This window comes from Paenibacillus sp. LPE1-1-1.1 (assembly GCF_040676435.1).
In the GTDB taxonomy this organism is placed as follows: domain Bacteria; phylum Bacillota; class Bacilli; order Paenibacillales; family Paenibacillaceae; genus Pristimantibacillus.
In genome coordinates this window covers 559,047-580,023 of record NZ_JBEGHY010000001.1, presented here as the reverse complement: position 1 = coordinate 580,023, position 20,977 = coordinate 559,047, and the positions used below count along the sequence as shown (strand labels likewise).

Here is a 20,977-nt window from a genome sequence, read left to right as displayed (position 1 = left end):
ACATTTTGGGCGGACTAGCATTATGTTGTTCACATGAACACAAAAAAATCCATGTCAGAGCGACATGGACTTTACAAATCTTGTTTATTTCGTCTGACCGCGGTAGTCGGAGGGGGTGACGCCAGTCACTTTCTTGAAAACGCGACTAAAGTAGTTAGGATCATTGTAGCCAACCTCGAAGCAAACTTCTTTAAGACTTAGCAAACCCGTTGCCATTAACGACTTCGCCTTATCGATACGAAGCGCCGTCACGAAATCAATAAAGGTTGTCCCAACCTGTTGTTTAAAAATCTTACTGAAGTAGTGGGGATTCAGATGAACAGAGTCAGCCACCTCTTCAAGCGACAGATCTTCCGTGAATCGCTCTTGAATGTAGATTTTGGCCCGGTCAAGAACCGTCTGGGTTTGCTGCTCCCGCTGCTCCCGGATGCGCTGCATCGCCGAGAGCACATAGGCTTCGGGAACGGTTTCCGCTTGCGTAAGCTTCATTTCCCCGCTGCTAACCGAATGGCCGGTTCCTTGCCTTAGTTCGTCGAAATGGCATACGTTTCCATATTCATTGTAATAATTGGATGCAAACACCGCTTCGAAATAGGATTTGCGAAGTCCATCCGCATTTGAACGCGTCTGGCCGATTCCGATTAAGAGATCAACTTCGAGCTGACGCGCAGCTAACGCACACAGCTCTTCCCCCAGCGCATTGACGGCTTCTTTCCAATCCTCATCGGTGCGGAAGGACGCTTTGTTTAAGAAGATAGCCATATGGCGATCGATCAACGAGCTGACGATGCTGTTCGCAACGCGGGTTTTGACAAAACTTCGTATCGTATCATAGGTTTTTTGCTTATTTTCTGTTTGCACCTGCTCGGGGAAGGCAATGACGATGGCACAGCCTTGCTCGAGAGAAAAGCTCAACCATTCTGATAATTGCATGATATCGGTATAAGTAACCGTATCGACCATAAACATCATCGCGAGCTCGTTCTCGGCCAAAGGCATCAACTGTGACAGCTTATGCCGGAGCTCCAGTTCATCTGACCGTTTCCGTTTTTCTTGCTCCAGCTCCTGAATAAGCTGTTGAAGCGTAAGGACGATTTGCTCTCGCTTGGCCGGTTTGACAAGATACTCTTTAACGCCGAGTGAAAGGGCCTCTTTGGCATAAGCAAAATAATCATAGGCGGTAACGAGGACGAATTTGGTTTCCGGCAAGTTTGATTTTATTTCCCGTATAGCGTCTAAGCCTTGAATTCCCGGCATGTTTACGTCCATCAAGACAATATGGGGGCGATGCTCTTCAGCCCGTTCAATTGCGGTTCGCCCGTTTTCGGCATGGATGATTTGAAACGTATTTGGCAGCATCCGTGCAATAATCCATTCTAACCCTTCGCGTTCAAGCGCTTCGTCATCCGCGATTAACAGTCGGTACATGATGATCCTCAACTTCCTTTCCCGGAGGAATCCGAATGATTACCTTCGTTCCTTCGCCAAGCTTGCTTTCTATATTCACGAGCCCGCTCACGCCATAAAATAATTGGAGACGCCTAAATACGTTTTTTGTGCCAAGTCCGGCAGATTGTTTGTTTTCGGATCCGGCCTCGAGTCGCAGCAAGGCTTGGCGAACCTCATCGCTCATGCCATGGCCGTTGTCTGAAACCGAGATGAATATCCCTTCGGCGTCATTCTTTATTTCAAGCCGAATAACCGCATCCTTCTCCATGCGTTCAATACCGTGCAAAAAAGCATTTTCTACTAGAGGCTGCAGCGTTAACGCAGGAATCGGCTGCTTCAATGACGTTGGATCGATGTCCATTTCAAGTGTAATCCTGTCGCGAAAACGCGCTTGCTGAATAATGAAGTATTCCTTGACATGCCTAACTTCGTCCTCCAATGTGACCGGATGATCGAGATTGCGCAAATTGTACCGCAGCAGGTTGGACATCGAAATAATCAGGTCGCTTGTTTTCTCGGCGCCTTCAAGGAGCGACAGCTTGGACAATACATTCAGTGTATTGAAGAGGAAGTGAGGATTAATCTGGCTTTGCAGCGCTTGAAGCTCCAAAGCTTTGACGAGACGGTCTTTCTCCAGGCTTTGTTTATCCTTCTCCATCATCACGAGCAGGTCGCCGGACATTTGTTCGAAGGCGCCGGCCAGGAGTCCAAGCTCATCCTTAGCGGGATAGGTAAGCGTATTGTGCTGCAATTCGCCTTTGGATATTTGTTTTACGCGCGAGACAAGCCTGCTGACCGGAACCGTGATGCTCCTTGAAATCCAGACGGCAAGCAGAATGCTCATGACGGTATTAATGATGAACACAGCGGCACCCAGCAGATACATGGTCTTATTTTCTGCTAGAATTTGTTTGTAAACCGGTTGATATATACTCAATTCCTGATCGACAAGCTGCTGCTCATCCTCTCGAATAAAGCCGGCTGTTTTCTCTGCTTTTTCATAATAGGATAATGACGTTAACAAGGTCTCGGCGGATACGGCCTCAAAAGCAGCTTTCTCCTGTTCAATAAACGTATCCATCATATGGTTATAGCTCGTTAATTTGGCTGAGTGGAGGGAGGCGTCGGAATGAGCTTGCAGCTTAATGCGGAGCTCCTTCAGCTTGTTCATGCTGCCGACAAGCAGCTCGTGATTGCTCTCGTCCGGGTTTAGCAAATAGGTGTGAAGCGCCCCTAGATTACGCTCTACCGTTTGGATTGATTGATTGTACAAGAGCAAACGGTCCATCATTTGATTATAGCTCTGCTGAACCAGTCTTCCGCTTTGAAATAGAAAGAAGGTAACGGAATTGACCAGCAGAACGAGTAAAGGGATAAATAAGAGCAGTTTGGTGCGAATGGTCATGAGCTCGTTTCTCCCGTCTTATTTGTTAAAGCAGGCTGATCCAGCACCTTGATCTCCGTAAAATGCTGTTCGGGAAGCTCCTTCCCTTGGAAAAACGCATTCAGCTGCGTGATGGCATCATAGCCCATATCATAGGGCTGCTGGACGATGGTCGAATGAATTCTACCGCTCTCGATTTGCAAAAGCGTTTCTTGCAGCGCGTCAAATGCAAAGATCTGAGGGCCATTTGGCCGCATCCGCTCGACGGCATCCGCAATGCCGATGCCATCCAATGCGCTAAGACCCACCACAAAATCCAAATTCGGATATCGAATCAGCAGCTTCTCTGTTTCGCCCGTAGCCTGAAGGCGGGAGATATCGGATGAACGGACGTCAACAAGCGAAAGCCCGGGAAACCGGCCGATCACCGAACGGAAGCCTTCCAGTCGAAGCAGTTGATTCGGCGCCAGCTCGTTTCCGATCATAACAGCAACGCTTCCCCGGTTACCAGCCGCCTTGGCCACCAGCCCGCCCATAATTTTTCCTGCATCCAAATTATTCGTGCCGACGTAAGCCAATCGCCTGCTAGTCGGCTCATCCGTATCGACAGTGATGACGGGAATCCCTTGGCTTACCGCTTGATCTATGACAGCCACAGATTGCGGATCATTCATTCCTTGTACCAATACCGCGTCCGCTTTGGCAGAGATCGCTTTTTCGAGCAGCTTTAATTGCTCTTTTGGATCGATGCGAATCGGCCCCTCATATTCAAGCTGCATGCCATACTTAGCGGATGCTTCTGTGGCGCCTTGCTCAATCGAACGCCAGTAAGGATTATCCAGCTCCTGCGATATTAATACGACATGACGTTGAGCCGCTCGGGCGGAATCATCGGAGAGGATGGGTTCAATGAGCTGCCTGATGCGCAACGTGGAGAGGTAAAAGCTGCCAAGCAAACCTGCAAAAATAAGAAAAAGGATCGCGATGGCGATATTCCATTTCCGGTGGGACATGATACAGCTCCTTTATTTCAATCAGTTCTATTGGATTATTATACAAGAACCCGAATACAATCCAAAATTCAGCCATTGCAGAAATAAAGCCTTCTTTATATTGTTTCGATAGAATACTTTGGAAGTAATCTTCAGATTAACTTTCTAGTTAATCTGATATACGGTAAAACATTAATTTTTGAAGAAAAGGTTGACAAAATAGTTAATGGAGGCGTATTCTTGTTACGAAATAGTTGTTTTTATAGTTTATTATTAACTTTTAAATTAATTTAAAAAAGTGAAACACGAAACGACAATGAGAGGTTGCGTGATGAAAATGGTTACCAATACAGTACAGGCTTCACAAGCTAGCATTCCCCGTTCCGAATATCCACGCCCCGATTGGCAGCGCGCGGATTGGTTGAATTTAAACGGAGCTTGGTCCTTTGCGTTTGATCATGAAGATCAAGGGCTGGCTGCCGATTGGCATACCTCCAAAGGACAGCCGCTTACATCCGAGATTACGGTTCCTTTCTCATGGTCAAGCCCGTTGTCCGGGATTGGCAGCAATGACAAAGGGATTGCCTGGTACAACAAAGAGGTGGAATGGACGCCTGGCACTTCGGATTCCAGAGTATTTCTTCGTTTCGGCGCGGTTGACTACAAATCAGACATTTGGGTGAATGGCGTGTCCATTGGCAATCATTCGGGTGGTTACGGTACTTTTGAATTTGATGTAACCGATGTCTGGTCGTTGGCCGGCAGAAATTCGATTACGGTACGAGTTGAAGATTTTGACCATAATTATCAAGCCCGCGGAAAGCAGGGTTATGGGGAAATCCGCGGGATTTGGCAGCCTGTGTGGCTGGAAGCCCGTCCGCAAAACTATGTGCGCGATTCGAAGTTCACCACAAGCATCGACGGCGTGATCCAGGTCACAACGACGGTTATCGCGCAGAAAGCAGGAAAGGCAGAGCTTTCCTTTATTTTCGCAGAAGGAGCCGTTACGCATAAAGCGGAAGCGGAGCTGACAGAAGGAAGCAATGTCATTCAAGCCGCTTTCGTTATTGCCGAGCCTAAGCTTTGGAGTCCGGAATCACCGTATTTGTATGAAGGCGAAGTTCTTTTATCCAGCAATGGGCAGCATGATTCGATACGTACTTATTTTGGCGTCCGCGAGATTTCGACTGCTGTCGTTGGTGATCGCAGCTACCGCTGGATTACACTGAATGGCAAACCTGTTTACTTGAACGGAACGCTTGACCAATCCTTCCACCCGACCGGATTTTTCACCTATCCGTCCGATCAAGAGATGCAGGATGAAATTTTCCTGATGAAGCGCCTCGGCTTGAACTTTGTGCGCATCCACATTAAGCCAGAAGAGCCCCGCAAGCTTTACTGGGCCGATAAGCTGGGTATTTTGGTTATGGAAGACATGCCTTGTTTCTGGGGAGATCCGGATGAACAAGCAAGACAATTCTATGAAAACGAAGCGCGGGAAGTTATTGACCGGGATTATAATCACCCGTCGATTTTCTCGTGGGTCATGTTCAATGAGACCTGGGGCCTCAAGACGGAAAGCGCGGCGTCTTCGCTCACGACTGACGTTACGTATCCCAATAATTACTTGCCGCAGACGCAGGAATGGGTTCGTTCCATGTATCATTGGGCAAAAGAGGTTGACCCGACACGCATAGTGGAAGATAATTCGCCTTGCAATTATGATCATGTTGAATCCGATCTCAACACCTGGCATTTCTACATCAACGGCTATAATGAGCTCCGCAGCCATGTAACCGAAGTAGTGGAAAAGACGCATCCCGGCTCAACCTTCAACTATATCGGCGGCAACGAGCAATCGGATGCACCGTTAATGAACAGCGAATGCGGCAACGTATGGGGGATTGAAGGCGGGGCAGGGGAAAGCGACTTGGCGTGGCATTACCGCTATATGATGAACGAATTCCGCCGTCATGATAAAATGTGCGGTTTCGTATTTACCGAATTCCGCGATGTCGTGAACGAATATAACGGATATTACCGTCTGGACGGCACGGATAAGCATTTTGGCTATGAATGGTTTGTACCCGGCATGACAGTGGCAGATTTACATTCGCCTGATTTTATCGTTATAGACGCTCCACCGTGCCAGACGCTGAATGCGGGCGCTAATGTGACGATTGATCTTCTTCGTTCAAGCTTTGATGATCGTTACCACGGTCAATCACTTCAGCTTGCATGGGAGCTTTGGTATGATCAAATCGGCACGCGGGTTGTAACCGATTCCGCTAATCAAACCGTCGAATGGAACGGCTTTGGCGTAGATACCTTATCGACACTTCACTTGAAGATGCCTAACCAGGATGCAGTAGCGGTGCTTGCGGTGCGCCTTTTGACGCCTCAAGGCGTTACGCTCACTCGAAACTTCATCACGTTTGACGTGCGCAGCGGTCAAACTGGCGGCAAATATGAAGCTGACGGCCAGATCGTTAGCGTACCGGTTGCAAGCTTCTCTGAAAGCGAATGGGCATACAGCTGGAATGCGCTGCAGGAGCAAAAAGCGAATGGCGGAGAGACGGGTCATTTCACCTATGATGTCCAGCTCCCGACTGCCGCTGAGCAAGCAGCAATCTATGACATCGAGCTTATCTTTGAAGCCAGCTCTAAACGTCTGCTGAAGCGTAATTTGGAGGGCGGCATTCAGAAAAAACCGGATATTTCCTTTATGCATGGCGCATTGGATGAACCGGAGTATAACTTGAATACCTACTATATGACGGATTCAAAGCGCCATGAAGGAAAATTGAATGTTCTCATAGACGGTGAGCCGGTTGAGACGATCATTCTCAGCGACAATCCTGCCGATAGCCGAGGCGTGTTGTCATGGCATTATCAAGCGGTAAGCAACAAGCTGGAGGAAGCGGGCTCCTACGGCTACCTTTGCAAGGTTCTACTGCCAAGCACGCTGACGTCGAAGCTGAACGCAAGCCGAAGCTTCAAGCTTCAACTTGCTGCCGAGCATGGCGGCTTGGCGCTTTATGGACGAAATGCGGGCCGTTACCCGATCGATATCATCGTTCATTGCAAAGGGTAAGGATACGTTATCCTAGAGAGAGAAAGAGACAGCTGCGTTAAGCTGTCTCTTTTTTAATGAGTTGTCTTGGTGCAGCAGTAAAATAAAAAGTTACGATTTTGTTAACGGTTTCTGTGAAAATCATCGAATCGGATCGTGTAAACTAAAAGGAGAAGATAAGGGGGTACATAAAAATGAATGTTCCTGTTGGCGTTTGGATATTTTCAGGTATTATCGTTGTATTGCTCACATGGCTGACGTTGTGGATTACGAAAAAGGCTTATTCCAAAAAGTGGGATGAATCGGATCAATAAATGCCGGATGATCGAGAACTCAAATATAGCAATAAGACCTAAAACTTTTTGGCCGTATGGTTGAAAAGTTTTTTGTATTTCATCTATCTCTCCGTACAATTAGAATGGAAATTCGTGTATAATGTGGGTATTATTTTTGAAGGAGATGCCTATTGTTGAACGAAAATGATTATGGATCCTCGCTCGTACATAAGAAAGAAGGCCGCTATTACACGCTGTCGCTTATTTTCAGCATCATTGTTTATTTGGGATTGTTCTTTTCGATTATTTTTATGTTCCTTATTCCCGTACTTATTTTATTGCCGCTGTTTGCCCAGGCGATCATGATGGCAAACATTCGAATCAACGGCGTGCGAATCACGCCGCGTCAATTTCCGGAAGTGTTCGCAATCGCGCAAGAGCAATGTGCCAAGATGGGCTTTCCGGTTGTTCCTGATCTATACGTGATGGAATCAAGCGGGATATTGAATGCCTTCGCATCACGTTTTTTTGGCCGGAATATGGTCGTGCTGTACTCTGACTTGTTTGAGCTGATCCAATCGGGCGGCGAGAAAGAGATTGCTTTCGTAATATCGCATGAGCTCGCGCATATCAAACGCAATCATTTGACGAAGCAGCTGTTTATTATCCCGGCCATGTGGCTGCCTTTTCTCGGGGAGGCCTATTCCAGAGCATGCGAATACACATGCGACCGCATGGCGGCGTATTTTACCCAGGACGCGGAAGCCGCGATGAACGGACTTACGATTTTAGCCATAGGAAAAACGCTGTACAAGCGGGTCGATCGCGAAGAGTATTTATTGCAAAGCAGCTATGAGAAAGGATTGTTCGTTTGGTTAGCCGAAAAGCTATCGACGCATCCGCCTTTGCCGAGGCGCATTCATGCGCTTCAGACCTTTGCCGGCCAAACTTCCGGCATTGTTTTTCATTCCTCGCGGATCGGGATTATCATCGTCCTGGCAGCGGTAATCATTTTGGCCGGCTCGATTTCAATCGGCGTTATTTTCTCTAAATCGATCGATAGCTTTATGAGTTCGCTAGCAGAGACACCGTCTGAAGAAGAACTTCTTGCGGCAGCTTCGGAGGCTGATCTGGAGCGCGTAGAATCGCTGTTGAGCTCCGGGATTAATCCGAACGCCATGGACGAAGAAGGATGGACGGCTTTGATGTGGGCGGCTCAGCTGAATGACGCTGCCATGGGTACCTCGTTAATAAAAGCAGGAGCCAGCCTTGATTTAACGGAGCAAAGCTATGAAGAAACGGCATTAACGATTGCGTTGTATAACGGAAGCATAGAAATGGTCAATTTGCTGCTGGAGGAAGGAGCGAACCCGGATCTGCAGGACAGTACGGGCTGGACACCGCTCATGACGGCCGCAACAAAAGGCGATGAGGAAGGTGTAAAGCTGCTGCTTCAAGCAGGGGCCGATCCGTTGAAATCGGATGATACGGGATATACCGCAGCGGACTATGCTTACGAGTATGGTTTCGAAGAGCTTGCGGCGATGCTTGAAGAAGTCGGGGACCAGATATGAAAAAAAGAAGCTTGAGTATTCAAGCTTCTTTCTTCTATGTATGCAAATGAGTTCATTTATTAGGATGGTCGGGACGACACGATTTGAACATGCGACCCCCTGGTCCCAAACCAGGTGCTCTACCAAGCTGAGCTACGTCCCGTAAAAAAAGTGGTGCCGTCGAGAGGACTTGAACCCCCAACCTACTGATTACAAGTCAGTTGCTCTACCAGTTGAGCTACAACGGCACGTGTGATTCGTTAAACACAAGATGTATTATTGCATAGAACTTGATATAAATGCAAGTGTTTTTTTGAAAAAAATAAAAAAGGGTGAATGGGATGAAAATCATCTTAGCGCCTGATTCCTTCAAGGGCTCAGGTAACGCATTTCAAATGGCTGAGGCCATGGAGAAAGGCATACATTCGGTTCATCCGAATGCCGAAACGGTTCTGCTTCCAATGGCCGACGGCGGTGAAGGGACCATGGAAATCCTAGTTCGCGCAAGCGGAGGTTTCTTTGTCGCCATAGCAGCCCATGATCCGCTAAATCGAATGATTGAAGCAAGATACGGAGTAATGGGCGACGGCATTACAGCTGTTATTGAGCTGGCAGAGGTGTCTGGCCTTTCCCTGCTGCGAGGGGATGAGAGAAACCCGTTATACACCTCTACATTCGGAACGGGGGAAATGATTCTACATGCGCTGCAAACAGGGTACCGTAAATTTATCGTGTGCCTTGGCGGCAGCGCAACCAATGACGGCGGAGCCGGCATCCTTCAGGCGCTTGGAATGAAACTGCTTGATATAAGCGGAGCAGAGCTCCTGCGAGGCGGAATCCATTTGTCGAAGCTGCATTCTATCGATGCAGCGGATTTTGATGAGAGGGTCCAAGCCAGCCAATTTGCCATAGCCTGCGATGTACGCAATCCGTTATGCGGCGCGCAGGGCGCTTCCGCAATCTATGGACCGCAGAAGGGTGCAAGTCCGGAGTCAGTCCGGCAGCTGGATGGGGCCTTAAAACAATTTGCGGATGTTATTGAAGGTCATACAGGTTTGGAGGTTGTTAATCTGGCTGGCAGCGGTGCCGCAGGAGGAACCGGGGCAGCGCTTTTCGCATTTTTTGACGCCGTAATGGAGTCGGGCGCCCGATTGGTCATGGATCAGATTCGATTTGATGAGATCATTCAGGATGCGGATTGGATCGTGACGGGAGAAGGCAGGCTCGACGGACAAACCGGCTCAGGAAAAGTAATCGAAGCGGTGTGTGCCTCAGCTGCTGAGCAGGGCATTCCGGTTATAGCCGTTTGCGGGTCGATTGGGGCTGACCGTGCTGCCGCCGCGAGGCTTGGGCTGCGGGCTTGTTTCCCGATCGTGCCGGGTCCCTGCACGGTAGAAGATGCAATGAGTCACGCTGAAGAATGGATGGAGGAACGCATTTCAAATATTTTTAGCCTTCTATAGGGTTTGTCATGGGAGGTTATGGTCGAAAAAAAGAAGCAGCTCCGGCATCGCGGCGCTGCTTCTTTTTGTGCTTAAATTTAAGCGGTTTCGCCTTCCATGCTCTGTTCAAGCTGCTGAATGAGCATTTCGACCTTGCGAATCCGGTTTTTGCTTGTTTCACGGATAATGAACTTATAATTCTCGTAAAAGTGCTCTTTGCCTGGTTTAGGATCAGGGACTTGACTGTACAACCAGCCGCCAACCGTATCGACGTCTTCTTCCTCGAAGTTCATGCCGGTAAGGTCGCTCAGCTCGCTAAGGGATACCTTGCCGTCGAGCAGGTAGCAGTTGTCTGCCAGCTGTTCAATTTCCTTGCGTTCGTCAGCGTCGAATTCATCTCGAATCTCACCGACGATTTCTTCCAATATGTCTTCAATCGTAATCAGGCCGGAAGTGCCGCCGTATTCATCAACGAGAATCGCGATATGGACGCGTTCGAGCTGCATGCGTTTAAGCAGCATTTTGACCGGCGTAACCTCGGACACGCTAAGTACGGGATGTACAAGCTTTTTGAAATCTAAATCACGGTCCGTTTCATATTCCAAAAAAAGCTGTTTCGTATTGATCATGCCTACGATGTTATCTTTGCTTTCAAGAGCAACCGGGAAACGCGTATATTGTTCTTTCCGTATGATTTCCATGTTTTCGGCTAACGATTTGTTTGTGAATAAACAGATCATATCGGTGCGGGGCACCATAATTTCTTTCGCTAACAATTCATCGAATGCGAATATGCGGCTCACGTAGCCATACTCTGTATTGTTAATCTTTCCGCTTTGGTAGCTTTCGTTAAGAATAATTTGAATTTCTTCCTCCGAATGCGCTTCTTCATGCTCCGTGGCAGGCTTTAAACCGAACAGGCGAACCAGTGCGTTAGCCGAGCCGTTAAGCAGCCAAATGAAAGGGTATAAAATTTTGTGGAACAAAATGATCGGTTTTGCGGTTAAGAAGCTGATAAACTCCGCTTTTTGGATTGCCCAAGTTTTTGGCGCGAGCTCTCCGACAACGACGTGCAGGAATGTAACCGAAATAAATGCGATGAAAAAGGATAGAATATGACTGATGTCATCATTTATTGCCAAACGCTCAAATAAGGGTAAAAGCATTTTTTCAACTGTCGGTTCTCCCAGCCAGCCAAGCCCTAGTGCTGTAATGGTAATACCTAATTGGCAGGCTGACAAGTAGGCATCCAGATTACTCGTAACCCGTTGAACGGCAAGCGCGTTCTTCCGGCCCTCAAGCACTAACTGATCGATCCGACTGGAGCGAAGTCTAATGATGGCGAACTCCGTTGCGACGAAAAAAGCAGTTAATAAAATAAGAAGAGCAATCATGAATAAATTGAATCCTATACCCATTTTCGTTTCTCACTACCCTTTTATATTTATATTTTTGTATTCTTATGATCTACTATAACGAATGATTACAGCTAATGACAAACGCCGTATCTAACGGTAACAGCCTTTTATGCGCTTTTAGAGCGATTTTACGAGATGGAAAAGCTTATTCTCATTGATTTTCGAGCCTTTACAAGTGTCATTCTCCGGCATATGATGAGTTCATATGAACTTGTAATAAAATATTGTATGCCGAAAGCGCGAGGAGGAAGGGAAATGGAGTCCTTTACGCTTACTCGAAAAGAGATGGCCTGCTTGCTGCTCTCCTTGGATGGAAAGCATAATCAGAAGCCGCTGCAGGTGCTGCAAGCCGCATGGACCAAAACGCATCAATACGATTTGGAGAAGGGCGCGGGATTGCCTGCATTTCTGTCTACGCTGCTGCCTCCGATTATCGAAAAGCTTATAAAAGGCAATGAGCTGAGAGGCTTCTCGCTTCATGAGATTGCTGCGCTCGGCCAACTGATCGAATATTCCAATCTGTCGATTACATCCATGCAAAACTGGGTAAAGCGAGATTTTAAACCCTACTTCGATTGTCCGAAGGCCGGAAAAAAATATTCTCTGAATCAAGCGGCGTTATTGTTCATTATTGATGATTTAAAGTCTAATCTTGATTTTGAATCAATCCGCAAGCTATTCGAGATCGTATTCAAGAAGCCGGAAGACGAAACGGATGATTTGGTCGGACCTATAGAATTATATGCCTCCTATACCAGTATGTTTGAAGAGCTTGATGCGAATAACGATCAGCTTCTCGATATATCCGGCCATTTGAAGGAGAACCCGCATCAGGATTTATTGACTGAGCAGGCCATTCGTTTATCCGCGAACCAGTTTGCGAGCAGGCTGCCGAATCTCACGGAGAATCAATGGGAGGCCGTGCGCAACATTTTGCTTATTTCGGTCATTTCGATACAAACGTCCTATTTTCATTCGCTGTCAAGACGTTATTGCAATGCGACTTTGTTTCTAAGTCCTGAATAAAATAGTTCTAAAGGGATGTACAGATTGTCTGGTATGTCCTATACTGGTTTATGTTGTAAATACAAACATAGACAATCTGAAAATGGCAAACTTGCCGAAAGGCAAGGACGCAAAGTTATGGGCCTAAGGTGCAAGCGCTACGGCTGCCAGACCGCCGGAAGGATATAGAGCTAAGTAAGCTATCCGCCTCCTGTGGCTGGGTAGCTTTTTTGCTTTTTTAGAGAGACCGAGGAGAGAGAAAGCTGGATGGATTTAAAGGTATGGTTGGAGAGAGCGGGCAGGCTGGGCAAGCTGTCAAAGAAATTGAGCATGAGAAAAATAACGGCCAGGTTATTGTTTATTACGGCAATCATTACTCTCTTTAATGTAGGTTCCGGCATATTTATTTATGTGCAAAATGTTTCGGTCGCCAATTCAATTGAAGATTCAGAGGAATTATCCCGCGCGGAACGCAGTTATCAAGGCATCTCTAATAAATTGCTGAAGGTCATGCTTCTGATGGTTGATGCAATCGAGAACGGCAAAAGCGACGCGACGGCGATCATGAAGGATTTGGAAGATCTGCCCGCCCATATGAACGAACTGGAAAAACAACTTATCGAGATGGATAAGCAATACCCTCCGGCTGTTGAAGACGGTCCCCTATATGCCAATCAAGTCGGCGTACTCCGTCTGGCCCTTGACAATTTAAAGGATACGAATACCGATACCACCGGATTAACGGCTGAGGAAAAATCGCTGCGTATCAGTAGTTTAATCAGCGTATATACAGTTATTCTAAACTACTCGAACGACACCATGCATGAGCGCTTAACCCATGATGCGGACATTACTTCAAACCATTTAAATGATGATGTATCCCGCGCAAACATCATTGTCCTCATCAATGTGATATTGCTCGCCGTGCTGCCAGCGATCATGATTTTTGGCGTTACGCAATCGATTAAAACGGGTCTTGCGGGCATTACTCGCCGTATCCGGGCATACGGCAGCAATGATTTTACAAGTCAAGAGAAGCTCGTGCGCGCCGATGAATTCGGAGAAATCGATCAAGCCTTAGCCGATATGGGCGATAATTTACGCGATACGATTAGAGCAACGCTCCAAGTAAGCGAGTCGGTGCTGGATGTTTCGCGGAATATGGATATGATGATCGGCAGCAACCGTAAAGCCTCCGAAGACGTGAAGGGCCAAGTGGATCTGGGCAGAGAGGCATTGCTCTCCCAATATGACGATGCGTCATCCATTTCGGCGGTAACCGAGCAAATATCTGCAAGCTCTCAGGAAATTGCCGCTTCAAGCGAATACATAAACAATGATATGCGCCAGATGAAGCAATCCTCGCAAAGCGGGTTGCAGCAAATGGCCGGCGTTGTTACGATGGTAAACGAAACCGTAGAGCAGTTTGCGAAGCTGTCGGAAGCTTTCGAAACGATGAATGACCGTTATAACAACGTATCGAAATTTTTGAATGGCATTCAGGACTTAAACACGCAGACGAACCTGTTGTCACTGAACGCCTCCATTGAATCGGCAAGGGCAGGGGAGCATGGACGCGGCTTTGCGGTCGTGGCGGAGGAAATCAGGAAGCTGTCCAGTCAAACGGATTCCATCTCCAAGCAGATCACGAAGGAATTGTCTTTGATCCAAAATGATGTAGCTGCCAGCAGCCGCACGATCGGAAGCTTCGCGAATGTCATTCACTCGACCCGTCAAGCATCGGAGACGGCGAGCGGCACTTTCCGGGCATTGGAGTCGCAGAGCAGCGTGCTTTCCGATCAAATGAGTGAAATTTCCACGGCCATCAGCGAAATTACGAGCGGTATGACCCACATTGTTTTAGCAGTGGATAAGCTTCTTAACACGTCAACCGATGTTAATGGCAAAATGGAGCATATGAGCGAGCTGTCCGTTAAGCAAAATGATATTTCTGATGAGCTGCGCACGCTGGCAGAGAAGCTGACAGGCTCTTCGCAGGATTTGAAAGAGAAGGCCTCCGTGTTTAAGCTATAAACAAAATAAACCGAAAAAGGACGATTAGCCGGGAGCTGGTCGTCCTTTGTTGTCATTATTCGCCTAAAAAAAGGATAAGGCTGCAATATGACGAAATAAAACGGAGGGTAATACCGATATGTATATTAATGACATAACGAACATAGGAGAAAATATGAGCGAATTGAATTTTCAGGTTAACTTACAAGGAATGATTGAGCTTCTATCGAAGCATTTATATGCAAATCCCGGCGTATTCGTAAGGGAACTTCTCCAAAATGGCGTGGACGCGATTACGGCGCGCAAACGCCTCGGCCATCGTTTTGATGCCGGTGTGACCGTAGAACTTTACGGATCGCGGACGATCGCCGTCCATGATAACGGAATCGGTTTATCGGAGCAGGAAATCCACCGTTTTCTGGCCCAAATCGGCAGCACCTCGAAACGCGAGGAGCTCGACTCGGCTGATGATTTCATTGGCCAATTCGGTGTCGGACTGCTGTCATGCTTCGTGGTTAGCGGCGAAATCGTAGTTATAACGCGGTCTGCTTTGGAGGGCGATACCCTTGAATGGAGGGGACGCTCGGACGGGACCTACAAAATACGCAAGCTCGAAAAAGACGCACCGATCGGGACGACCGTATTTTTAACCTGCAAGGACGGTTATGAGGATTACTATGAATGGGACAGCATGTCGGATTTAATGACGCATTACGGCCAGTTCCTTCCCGTTCCCATCCGTTTATCCGAAGGGAAAAACGAAATCACCGTCAATGAAGAAACGCCGCCGTGGGCTATGAGCATGAAAGAAGCGCTGGTTTACGGTGAGTATCATATGTATCAGAACTTCCTGGACGCCATTCCTCTTAAGTCTGGTATGGGCGAGCTGGAGGGCGTAGCGTATATTTTGCCCTACGCAGTCAGCTTGCAAGCAGAGAAGAAGCATAAGGTTTACGTCAAGCGGATGCTGCTGTCAGATCAAATTCAAAATATGCTGCCGGACTGGGCGTTTTTCGTGACCTGCGTCATGAACGCCAATGGCCTGAAGCCGACGGCATCCCGCGAATCGTTAATGGAAAACGAACTGTTTTACAGCGTTAAGGATGAACTGGGCGAATGCATAAAGAGGCATATGATCATGCTAGCGGAAACAGACCCGGACTTGCTGGAGAAAATAATTCGAATTCATTATTCATCCATTAAAGCAATGGCATCCCAGGATGATGAGCTTTATCGTTTGTTTATTCGGTTCCTTACCTTCGAAACGTCATTCGGCGAGATGAGGATGGGGGAGATTTTGGAGAAGAGCCGGCAGATCGTTGTGTCCTCTACGCTTGATGAATTTCGCCAAGTGGCGCGAGTGGCAAAAGCGCAGGATGTCATGGTTATTAACGGCGGTTACGTACATGACTTTGAGCTGGTGCGCAAGCTGCCTGAGCTGGATGAGAATATTGAAGCATTAGTGCTGGATCCGATTAACTTTTCTAATTTCTTTGAAGCAATCAATCCAGTAGAGCTGTTAAACGCGGAAGCGTTTTTGGAGCTTTCAGACCGTCTGCTTGCTCCATTTCAGTGCAGGAGTGTGCTAAAACAATTTGAGCCTGCTGATTTAGCGGCGCTTTATAACACGAATGACGAGGTGAACTTTCTTCGGATGGCGGAGCAAACGAAGGAAGAGGCGAATGATGTATTTGCTGAAATCGTAGATATTGTCATCCATGAGCTTTATGAGCTGCCTTTGGCAAGGCTTTGCTTCAATTTCAACAATCCGCTGATACGGAAGGCCATCGCCTGTAACGATGCGTCTATGCAGAAGCTTTGCATCGAAACCGTTTATACGCAAGCCCTGCTGCTCGGCAATTATCCGCTCGGTCCAGAGGAACTGAAGCTGTTGAATCAATCGTTTATGCAGGTGTTGGATATCGGACTCGGTCAGGCGGGTGAGCGTTAATTATGAAGCAGCGGTACAATCAGTTAAGGAGCGAGGCCTGGAGCTTGCCGCAGGGCAAACAAAAGCTGGCGGTATTGGAAGAAGCGATTCGAATCGCCGACCAATATATGACGAAGGAGGATGCCTACTTCGCGCGAATGACTTATTCCGAGGCGGCGCTTGATTCCGGTTATCAAGAAAGGTTCCTTGTCTCCTTTACATGGTGCTTGACGCAGTTCGAAAAAGAACCTGCCGCTTATTCGAGCTTCTCGATCATTTGGCACTATAAATGGTTCATCAATCAAATTTGGCGGTTTCCGCAATTTGGCGCAGCCCAAATCTCGTCAATCCTTGATGATTTCAAGGCAAAATGCTTACAATACGGTCACAGCCTGCGCCCTTATTATCAGTGTCATCATCGCTACTCGCTTTCGAGAGGCGATTTGGAAGCAGCGCAGACCTATTACGAGCTCTGGCGTAAAACAGCGCGGGACGGCATGTCGGATTGCAGGGCATGCGAACAAAACAGCTTTGGCTATTATCATTTTACAGCGGGTAGATACCGGCGCGGCCTGCAAACGATGAAGCCGATCATGGATGGCCGGTTGACCTGTAAAACCATCCCCCAAAATACGTACAGCCATTTGCTGCTCCCGCTCCTTGAGATCGATCAAGCTGAGGAGGCCGTGAAAATGGCGAAGAAAGGAGCGCGCCTGTTAAGCGGTCCCGGTTATTTGACCGAGTACGGCAGCTTCCTCGCTTACTACACCGTAACGGATATTAACAAGGCGGCAAAGTGGTTCGAGAACACCATCGGCTTTGCAATGGAAACCAAGGTCGGTTGGGACCGTTTTTTATACCTGAGCTCAGCCCAGGCCTTTCTGCTAGTATGGCTGCAGCAGAAGCGGCGCCGCAAACTTAAAATCGGCAGCGAGCTTTCCTATGAGCGGCTTAAGCTGGAAGCCGAGGAGCTTGCCCTTGCTTTTGATCAACGGAATCAAAACAATTATTGTTCGGAGCTGCTTGCCCAGAAGCTGAAGCAAGTCGAGAAGCTGAGCCGCTTTTGAGCCGTTTGTTGACGCATGGCGATTGAAAATGGTTCAATTGAACGATCGACAACAGATTGGGCTGTGCCATCGGGGGCAGCCTATCGGTGCACGGGCAAACGTTCATTGGCGAATGGTCTCCCGTATCGATTGATATAACATAGTATCGGTAGTGAAGGAGCTGCGTTATGCTATTCGTTCTTATTGCATTGTGGGCTATTGCAGCCATTATATGGCTCTCCGATCGGAGAGCGCCCGTTAATCATTGGCTAGGCGCCGTGGCATTCAGCGGCGGAGCAGGTGCGCTTGCGGCCGTTCTTGATCTGCAATGGCTGCCAGCAGCGGCGGATGCCGGGATGAATGAGGTTGCGAGGCAGCTGCTATACCGCTTGCAGGCGGTCTCCTCGCTCATTTCCTATTATGGCCTGCCGTATTCCTTCATTTTATTCGCGATTGCATATCGGCCTGTTCGATTGTCTAAGCGGTTTCAGTCGCTTTTGCCTTTCCTGCTGCTTATTCCGATTGTTTTATGTATCGTATTTACCCCTTTTTATACCGCCGTATATCCCATCTCATTCAAAATCGTCGTTTGGTGGGCGGTGCCGTATATTATGTACGGGGCAGTTCAGGTTCTGTTAAAGCGCCAGCTTCACGCCTCGTTTTCCCGAACGCACTGGATCATCTGCTCCGCGGTTCTTCCGCCAGTCATGTTTTGCATGGTTATGAATTACGTGCTGCCAAGCTTCGGGATGCTGCGCATGTGGGTTTATAATACCTGGATCGTCGGGCTAGGGGTTACGGTATTTGTCATCGCTTTGTTTACATACGGATTCATGGGCGTGCGCGTCAACATCGACCGTCGGAGATACGATTCCACTTTAAGGGTCGTCACGTCAGGAACGGCTATTCTCAATCACGCAATCAAGAATGACGCGGGGAAAATGCGGCTGTTTTCGGAGAAGATGAAGGCATATGCGCTTGCTACGGATCAACAGGAGCTGCTTGCCGACATTGAAACCGTGCTAAATGCCTCGCGCCATATGCAGGAAATGCTGCAGCGCGTGCATCGGAGGACGGAGGATTTGGTCCTGCGTGTCGAGCCCACGGATTTGGCAGCGCTGATCGGGCAGACAATAAAGGGCTACGAGCCTGTGCTCGGCCAAATTAAACTGTTTACCTCTTTGAGCCCAGGTTGGAACTGCCGCATTGATCCCGCGCAGGTGAGCGAAGCTTTAGGCAATATCGTCGCCAACGCCCTCGAAGCAATGAAGGGCAAAGGTGAGTTGTCCATTCTTTTGAGCGAAACGAAACGGGAGCTTATCATTGAAATAAAAGATTCAGGCCCGGGGATGAGCAAAAGCGAGATGGCCAAGGTTCTCGAGCCCTTCTATACGACCAAAAACGGCAGCGACACGAATTTTGGCCTGGGGCTGCCCTATGCTTATCATGTCATGCGAAAACATAAAGGATTACTTAATCTAAGAAGCAAGCCGGGGGCCGGCACCTCTGTTTATTTAACCTTCCCGAAACGGGCGGTTCAAGCGGGCAAATCAGTCATACATCATGAAAAAGGGAGGGAAGCGAGTGGATAGCATAAGGGTATGGATCGTGGAAGATGACCATGATTGGCTTCGCGGCCTTGTGGCTTATATCAACAAAGAGCCGGACATGGAGGTCGTTTGGACGGCCAGCAAAGCCGAGGATGCAAGGCAGGCGCTGCATGAGGGAATACAGCAATCGTCGCCGGCGGATGTGGTGTTGATGGATATTATGCTGGATGGCCGCCCAGAGGGCGTTCTGCTCGCCGAGGAGGCCTCGGTATCAACTGGTGCCAAGGTCATTATGCTGACCTCGATGGAGGAAAAGGAGCTCATCTTCCGTTCCTTTCAAGCGGGAGCCATTGATTATCAGATTAAATCGGATTTTGAAAGCTTGCCGGATGCGATAAGATCGGCCTATCGAAGCCAATCGCCCATTAACGCGGCCGTAGCGGAACGCATGCGGGAAGAGTTTCGCAGGCTGAAGCAGCTTGAACGCGAGTTCGAAATCAAGAAGCTTGGGGATCTTATTACTCCGTCTGAGCTGCAGCTGCTGGATTTAATCGATCAAGGCTATACGCAGCCGCAAATTGCCGACAAGCTGGTCGTATCCATACGCACAGTCAAAAATCATGTCAATCATATACTAAAAAAGCTGAATCTGAGCGGTTCGCGCGAAGCAGCAAATAAAGCCAAGGAAATGGGCTTATTTCATAAGAAGAATGACGAGGATAGTACCATATAAAGTTGGTACTATTTTTTTTATGCCATTTTTTACAAAATGAAGCTAAGAAGCTGGTACATAAAAGCGGAAAGGGAGTGCTTTATCATGGCCTTTGAGATGTTTTCGGCTGCACATTATGCGGCATTGGCTGTACTTATTGCAGCATGTGTTTTTATCGTCATGTTCAGAAAGCAAATGCGCAAGCCGAAGCTGAATCAAGCCATGCGATTTGGGCTAGCCATCCTGCTCCTATGCTGCGAGATCTCGCTTCAGCTTTCTTATGTCTTGGAACATCGCTGGGGGATTGGCTCCCTGCCGTTCCAGCTGTGCAGCCTAATGCTGCTCGTAAGCGCGTTAGTGCTGATAGCGAAGAGAGAACGTTTTTATGATGCGCTTTTTTTTCTGGGAAGCATGGGCGCGCTGCAAGCCTTGTTAACGCCGAATCTGGATGAGGCTTTTCCGCATTTCCGGTATTTCCACTTTTTTCTTGCCCATATCGGAATTATCGGTTCCTCCTTGTTCATCTTGGCTGTTGAACGGTACCGGCCAACCTTCCGGTCCGTGCTGAGGGCTATGCTCTGGCTGCATGTCCTCGCCATTCCGGCTGCCATTACGAACAGCATTACCGGCACGACTAATTTTATGTTTCTGGCGCGTAAGCCAAGCACCGCCTCTTTGCTCGATCTATTAGCACCTTGGCCTTGGTATCTGCTGCAGCTTGAAGCGATTTCTTTCGCATGCTTCGTCCTCCTGTATGCAGCAGTGAAAGGAATGGATTATTGGCGCAGCAGACTTGACGGGAAAACACATTTGAAAAAACGGAGGAACAGAAATGAAGGAAATACTGAATAAGCATTGGACATCGCTGCTGGGCGTGTTATTCGTCATGACTGCGTTTTGTTCAAATGGTTCGGTTCCGCTGTCCTGCTGATTGTCGCAATCAAAGCCATCTTTATGGATTTGAACGGACAAGAGGCGCTTTATAAAGTAGGAGTGCTGCTGACGCTTGGAGCCATTTCGTTTTTTGTGACATGGATTAACGGGAAATGGCGCATGCGTGACGGTGAACCTCTGAGTTTAACGGAGGATGCTGCCCATGAATCATAATTCTGAATGAGATGGGGATAATGTATTT

The 20,977-nt window shown here is 48.0% G+C and carries 15 protein-coding genes, 2 tRNA genes and 1 riboswitch; of the genes, 11 read left to right on the top strand and 6 right to left on the bottom strand.

The annotated features are described in order from the left end of the window. Positions 1-84 precede the first annotated feature (84 nt). Genes MRBLPE1_RS02855 through MRBLPE1_RS02845 form a run of 3 tightly spaced genes read right to left on the bottom strand, consistent with a single transcriptional unit; the run spans position 85 to position 3,846 of the window. Positions 85-1,428 carry an AraC family transcriptional regulator gene (locus tag MRBLPE1_RS02855; RefSeq protein ID WP_364141273.1) on the bottom strand — a complete coding sequence of 448 codons (1,344 nt, stop codon included), beginning with the start codon at positions 1,426-1,428 and terminating at the stop codon, positions 85-87. Continuing rightward, the gene (locus MRBLPE1_RS02850) at positions 1,403-2,854 is read right to left on the bottom strand and encodes a sensor histidine kinase (protein ID WP_364141270.1); all 1,452 of its coding nucleotides are present in this window, start codon (positions 2,852-2,854) and stop codon (positions 1,403-1,405) included. Before MRBLPE1_RS02850 ends, MRBLPE1_RS02855 begins: the two co-directional genes overlap by 26 nt. Beyond that, on the bottom strand, positions 2,851-3,846 hold the full coding sequence (locus tag MRBLPE1_RS02845; protein WP_364141267.1) for a substrate-binding domain-containing protein: 996 nt from the start codon (positions 3,844-3,846) through the stop codon (positions 2,851-2,853). The genes MRBLPE1_RS02850 and MRBLPE1_RS02845 overlap by 4 nt, the downstream gene beginning before the upstream one ends. Positions 3,847-4,156: 310 nt before the next feature. On the opposite strand from MRBLPE1_RS02845, the gene MRBLPE1_RS02840 reads away from it, so the two are divergent. Both MRBLPE1_RS02840 and MRBLPE1_RS02835 read left to right on the top strand, forming a co-directional pair. Beyond that, complete coding sequence (locus MRBLPE1_RS02840) at positions 4,157-6,919, top strand: glycoside hydrolase family 2 protein (protein WP_364141265.1); 2,763 nt, start codon at positions 4,157-4,159, stop codon at positions 6,917-6,919. 448 nt (positions 6,920-7,367) lie between these two features. After that, positions 7,368-8,747, top strand: a complete 1,380-nt coding sequence (locus tag MRBLPE1_RS02835; protein ID WP_364141262.1) for a M48 family metallopeptidase — start codon at positions 7,368-7,370, stop codon at positions 8,745-8,747. 65 nt (positions 8,748-8,812) lie between these two features. On the opposite strand, the gene MRBLPE1_RS02830 is transcribed toward MRBLPE1_RS02835, so the two are convergent. Together MRBLPE1_RS02830 and MRBLPE1_RS02825 are read right to left on the bottom strand one after the other, a co-directional pair. Beyond that, a tRNA-Pro gene (locus MRBLPE1_RS02830) sits at positions 8,813-8,889 on the bottom strand. 9 nt (positions 8,890-8,898) lie between these two features. Next, positions 8,899-8,974 (bottom strand) — tRNA-Thr (locus MRBLPE1_RS02825). A gap of 93 nt (positions 8,975-9,067) precedes the next feature. Between MRBLPE1_RS02825 and MRBLPE1_RS02820 the strand changes: the two genes are divergently transcribed. Next, positions 9,068-10,189 (top strand): glycerate kinase, encoded by a 1,122-nt coding sequence (locus tag MRBLPE1_RS02820; protein ID WP_364141260.1) that lies wholly within the window; start codon positions 9,068-9,070, stop codon positions 10,187-10,189. Between the two features lie 77 nt (positions 10,190-10,266). Here MRBLPE1_RS02820 and MRBLPE1_RS02815 read toward each other — a convergent pair whose 3' ends face one another. Then, positions 10,267-11,586: a hemolysin family protein gene (locus MRBLPE1_RS02815; protein ID WP_364141258.1), complete on the bottom strand. Its 1,320-nt coding sequence runs from the start codon at positions 11,584-11,586 to the stop codon at positions 10,267-10,269. A 255-nt stretch (positions 11,587-11,841) separates the two neighbouring features. Here MRBLPE1_RS02815 and MRBLPE1_RS02810 point away from each other — a divergent pair, with 255 nt between their 5' ends. The 8 genes from MRBLPE1_RS02810 to MRBLPE1_RS02775 all read left to right on the top strand — a co-directional run bounded on the left by MRBLPE1_RS02810 (position 11,842) and on the right by MRBLPE1_RS02775 (position 20,949). Then, the gene (locus tag MRBLPE1_RS02810) at positions 11,842-12,612 is read left to right on the top strand and encodes a DUF1836 domain-containing protein (RefSeq protein WP_364141255.1); all 771 of its coding nucleotides are present in this window, start codon (positions 11,842-11,844) and stop codon (positions 12,610-12,612) included. Positions 12,613-12,686: 74 nt separating this feature from the next. Beyond that, positions 12,687-12,771, top strand: a riboswitch (cyclic di-GMP riboswitch). Between the two features lie 87 nt (positions 12,772-12,858). Further along, a complete protein-coding gene (locus MRBLPE1_RS02805; RefSeq protein ID WP_364141252.1) occupies positions 12,859-14,625 on the top strand; it encodes a methyl-accepting chemotaxis protein in 1,767 nt (588 codons plus the stop codon). Positions 14,626-14,779: 154 nt separating this feature from the next. Beyond that, positions 14,780-16,555: an HSP90 family protein gene (locus MRBLPE1_RS02800; protein ID WP_364141250.1), complete on the top strand. Its 1,776-nt coding sequence runs from the start codon at positions 14,780-14,782 to the stop codon at positions 16,553-16,555. 2 nt (positions 16,556-16,557) lie between these two features. Next, complete coding sequence (locus tag MRBLPE1_RS02795; RefSeq protein WP_364141247.1) at positions 16,558-17,601, top strand: hypothetical protein; 1,044 nt, start codon at positions 16,558-16,560, stop codon at positions 17,599-17,601. A gap of 167 nt (positions 17,602-17,768) precedes the next feature. Next, a complete protein-coding gene (locus MRBLPE1_RS02790; protein ID WP_364141244.1) occupies positions 17,769-19,172 on the top strand; it encodes a sensor histidine kinase in 1,404 nt (467 codons plus the stop codon). Then, positions 19,165-19,863: a response regulator transcription factor gene (locus tag MRBLPE1_RS02785; RefSeq protein ID WP_364141241.1), complete on the top strand. Its 699-nt coding sequence runs from the start codon at positions 19,165-19,167 to the stop codon at positions 19,861-19,863. The genes MRBLPE1_RS02790 and MRBLPE1_RS02785 overlap by 8 nt, the downstream gene beginning before the upstream one ends. 84 nt (positions 19,864-19,947) lie before the next feature. Beyond that, complete coding sequence (locus tag MRBLPE1_RS02780) at positions 19,948-20,694, top strand: TIGR02206 family membrane protein (RefSeq protein WP_364141238.1); 747 nt, start codon at positions 19,948-19,950, stop codon at positions 20,692-20,694. 3 nt (positions 20,695-20,697) lie between these two features. After that, on the top strand, positions 20,698-20,949 hold the full coding sequence (locus tag MRBLPE1_RS02775) for a hypothetical protein (RefSeq protein WP_364141235.1): 252 nt from the start codon (positions 20,698-20,700) through the stop codon (positions 20,947-20,949). Positions 20,950-20,977: the final 28 nt, after the last annotated feature.

Coding starts and splice junctions, on each gene's coding strand:
- MRBLPE1_RS02855 (WP_364141273.1), bottom strand. CDS start 1,428: ATGTACCGACTGTTAATCGCGGATGACGAAGCGCTTGAACGCGAAGGG.
- MRBLPE1_RS02850 (WP_364141270.1), bottom strand. CDS start 2,854: ATGACCATTCGCACCAAACTGCTCTTATTTATCCCTTTACTCGTTCTG.
- MRBLPE1_RS02845 (WP_364141267.1), bottom strand. CDS start 3,846: ATGTCCCACCGGAAATGGAATATCGCCATCGCGATCCTTTTTCTTATT.
- MRBLPE1_RS02840 (WP_364141265.1), top strand. CDS start 4,157: ATGAAAATGGTTACCAATACAGTACAGGCTTCACAAGCTAGCATTCCC.
- MRBLPE1_RS02820 (WP_364141260.1), top strand. CDS start 9,068: ATGAAAATCATCTTAGCGCCTGATTCCTTCAAGGGCTCAGGTAACGCA.
- MRBLPE1_RS02815 (WP_364141258.1), bottom strand. CDS start 11,586: ATGGGTATAGGATTCAATTTATTCATGATTGCTCTTCTTATTTTATTA.
- MRBLPE1_RS02810 (WP_364141255.1), top strand. CDS start 11,842: ATGGAGTCCTTTACGCTTACTCGAAAAGAGATGGCCTGCTTGCTGCTC.
- MRBLPE1_RS02805 (WP_364141252.1), top strand. CDS start 12,859: ATGGATTTAAAGGTATGGTTGGAGAGAGCGGGCAGGCTGGGCAAGCTG.
- MRBLPE1_RS02800 (WP_364141250.1), top strand. CDS start 14,780: ATGAGCGAATTGAATTTTCAGGTTAACTTACAAGGAATGATTGAGCTT.
- MRBLPE1_RS02795 (WP_364141247.1), top strand. CDS start 16,558: ATGAAGCAGCGGTACAATCAGTTAAGGAGCGAGGCCTGGAGCTTGCCG.
- MRBLPE1_RS02790 (WP_364141244.1), top strand. CDS start 17,769: ATGCTATTCGTTCTTATTGCATTGTGGGCTATTGCAGCCATTATATGG.
- MRBLPE1_RS02780 (WP_364141238.1), top strand. CDS start 19,948: ATGGCCTTTGAGATGTTTTCGGCTGCACATTATGCGGCATTGGCTGTA.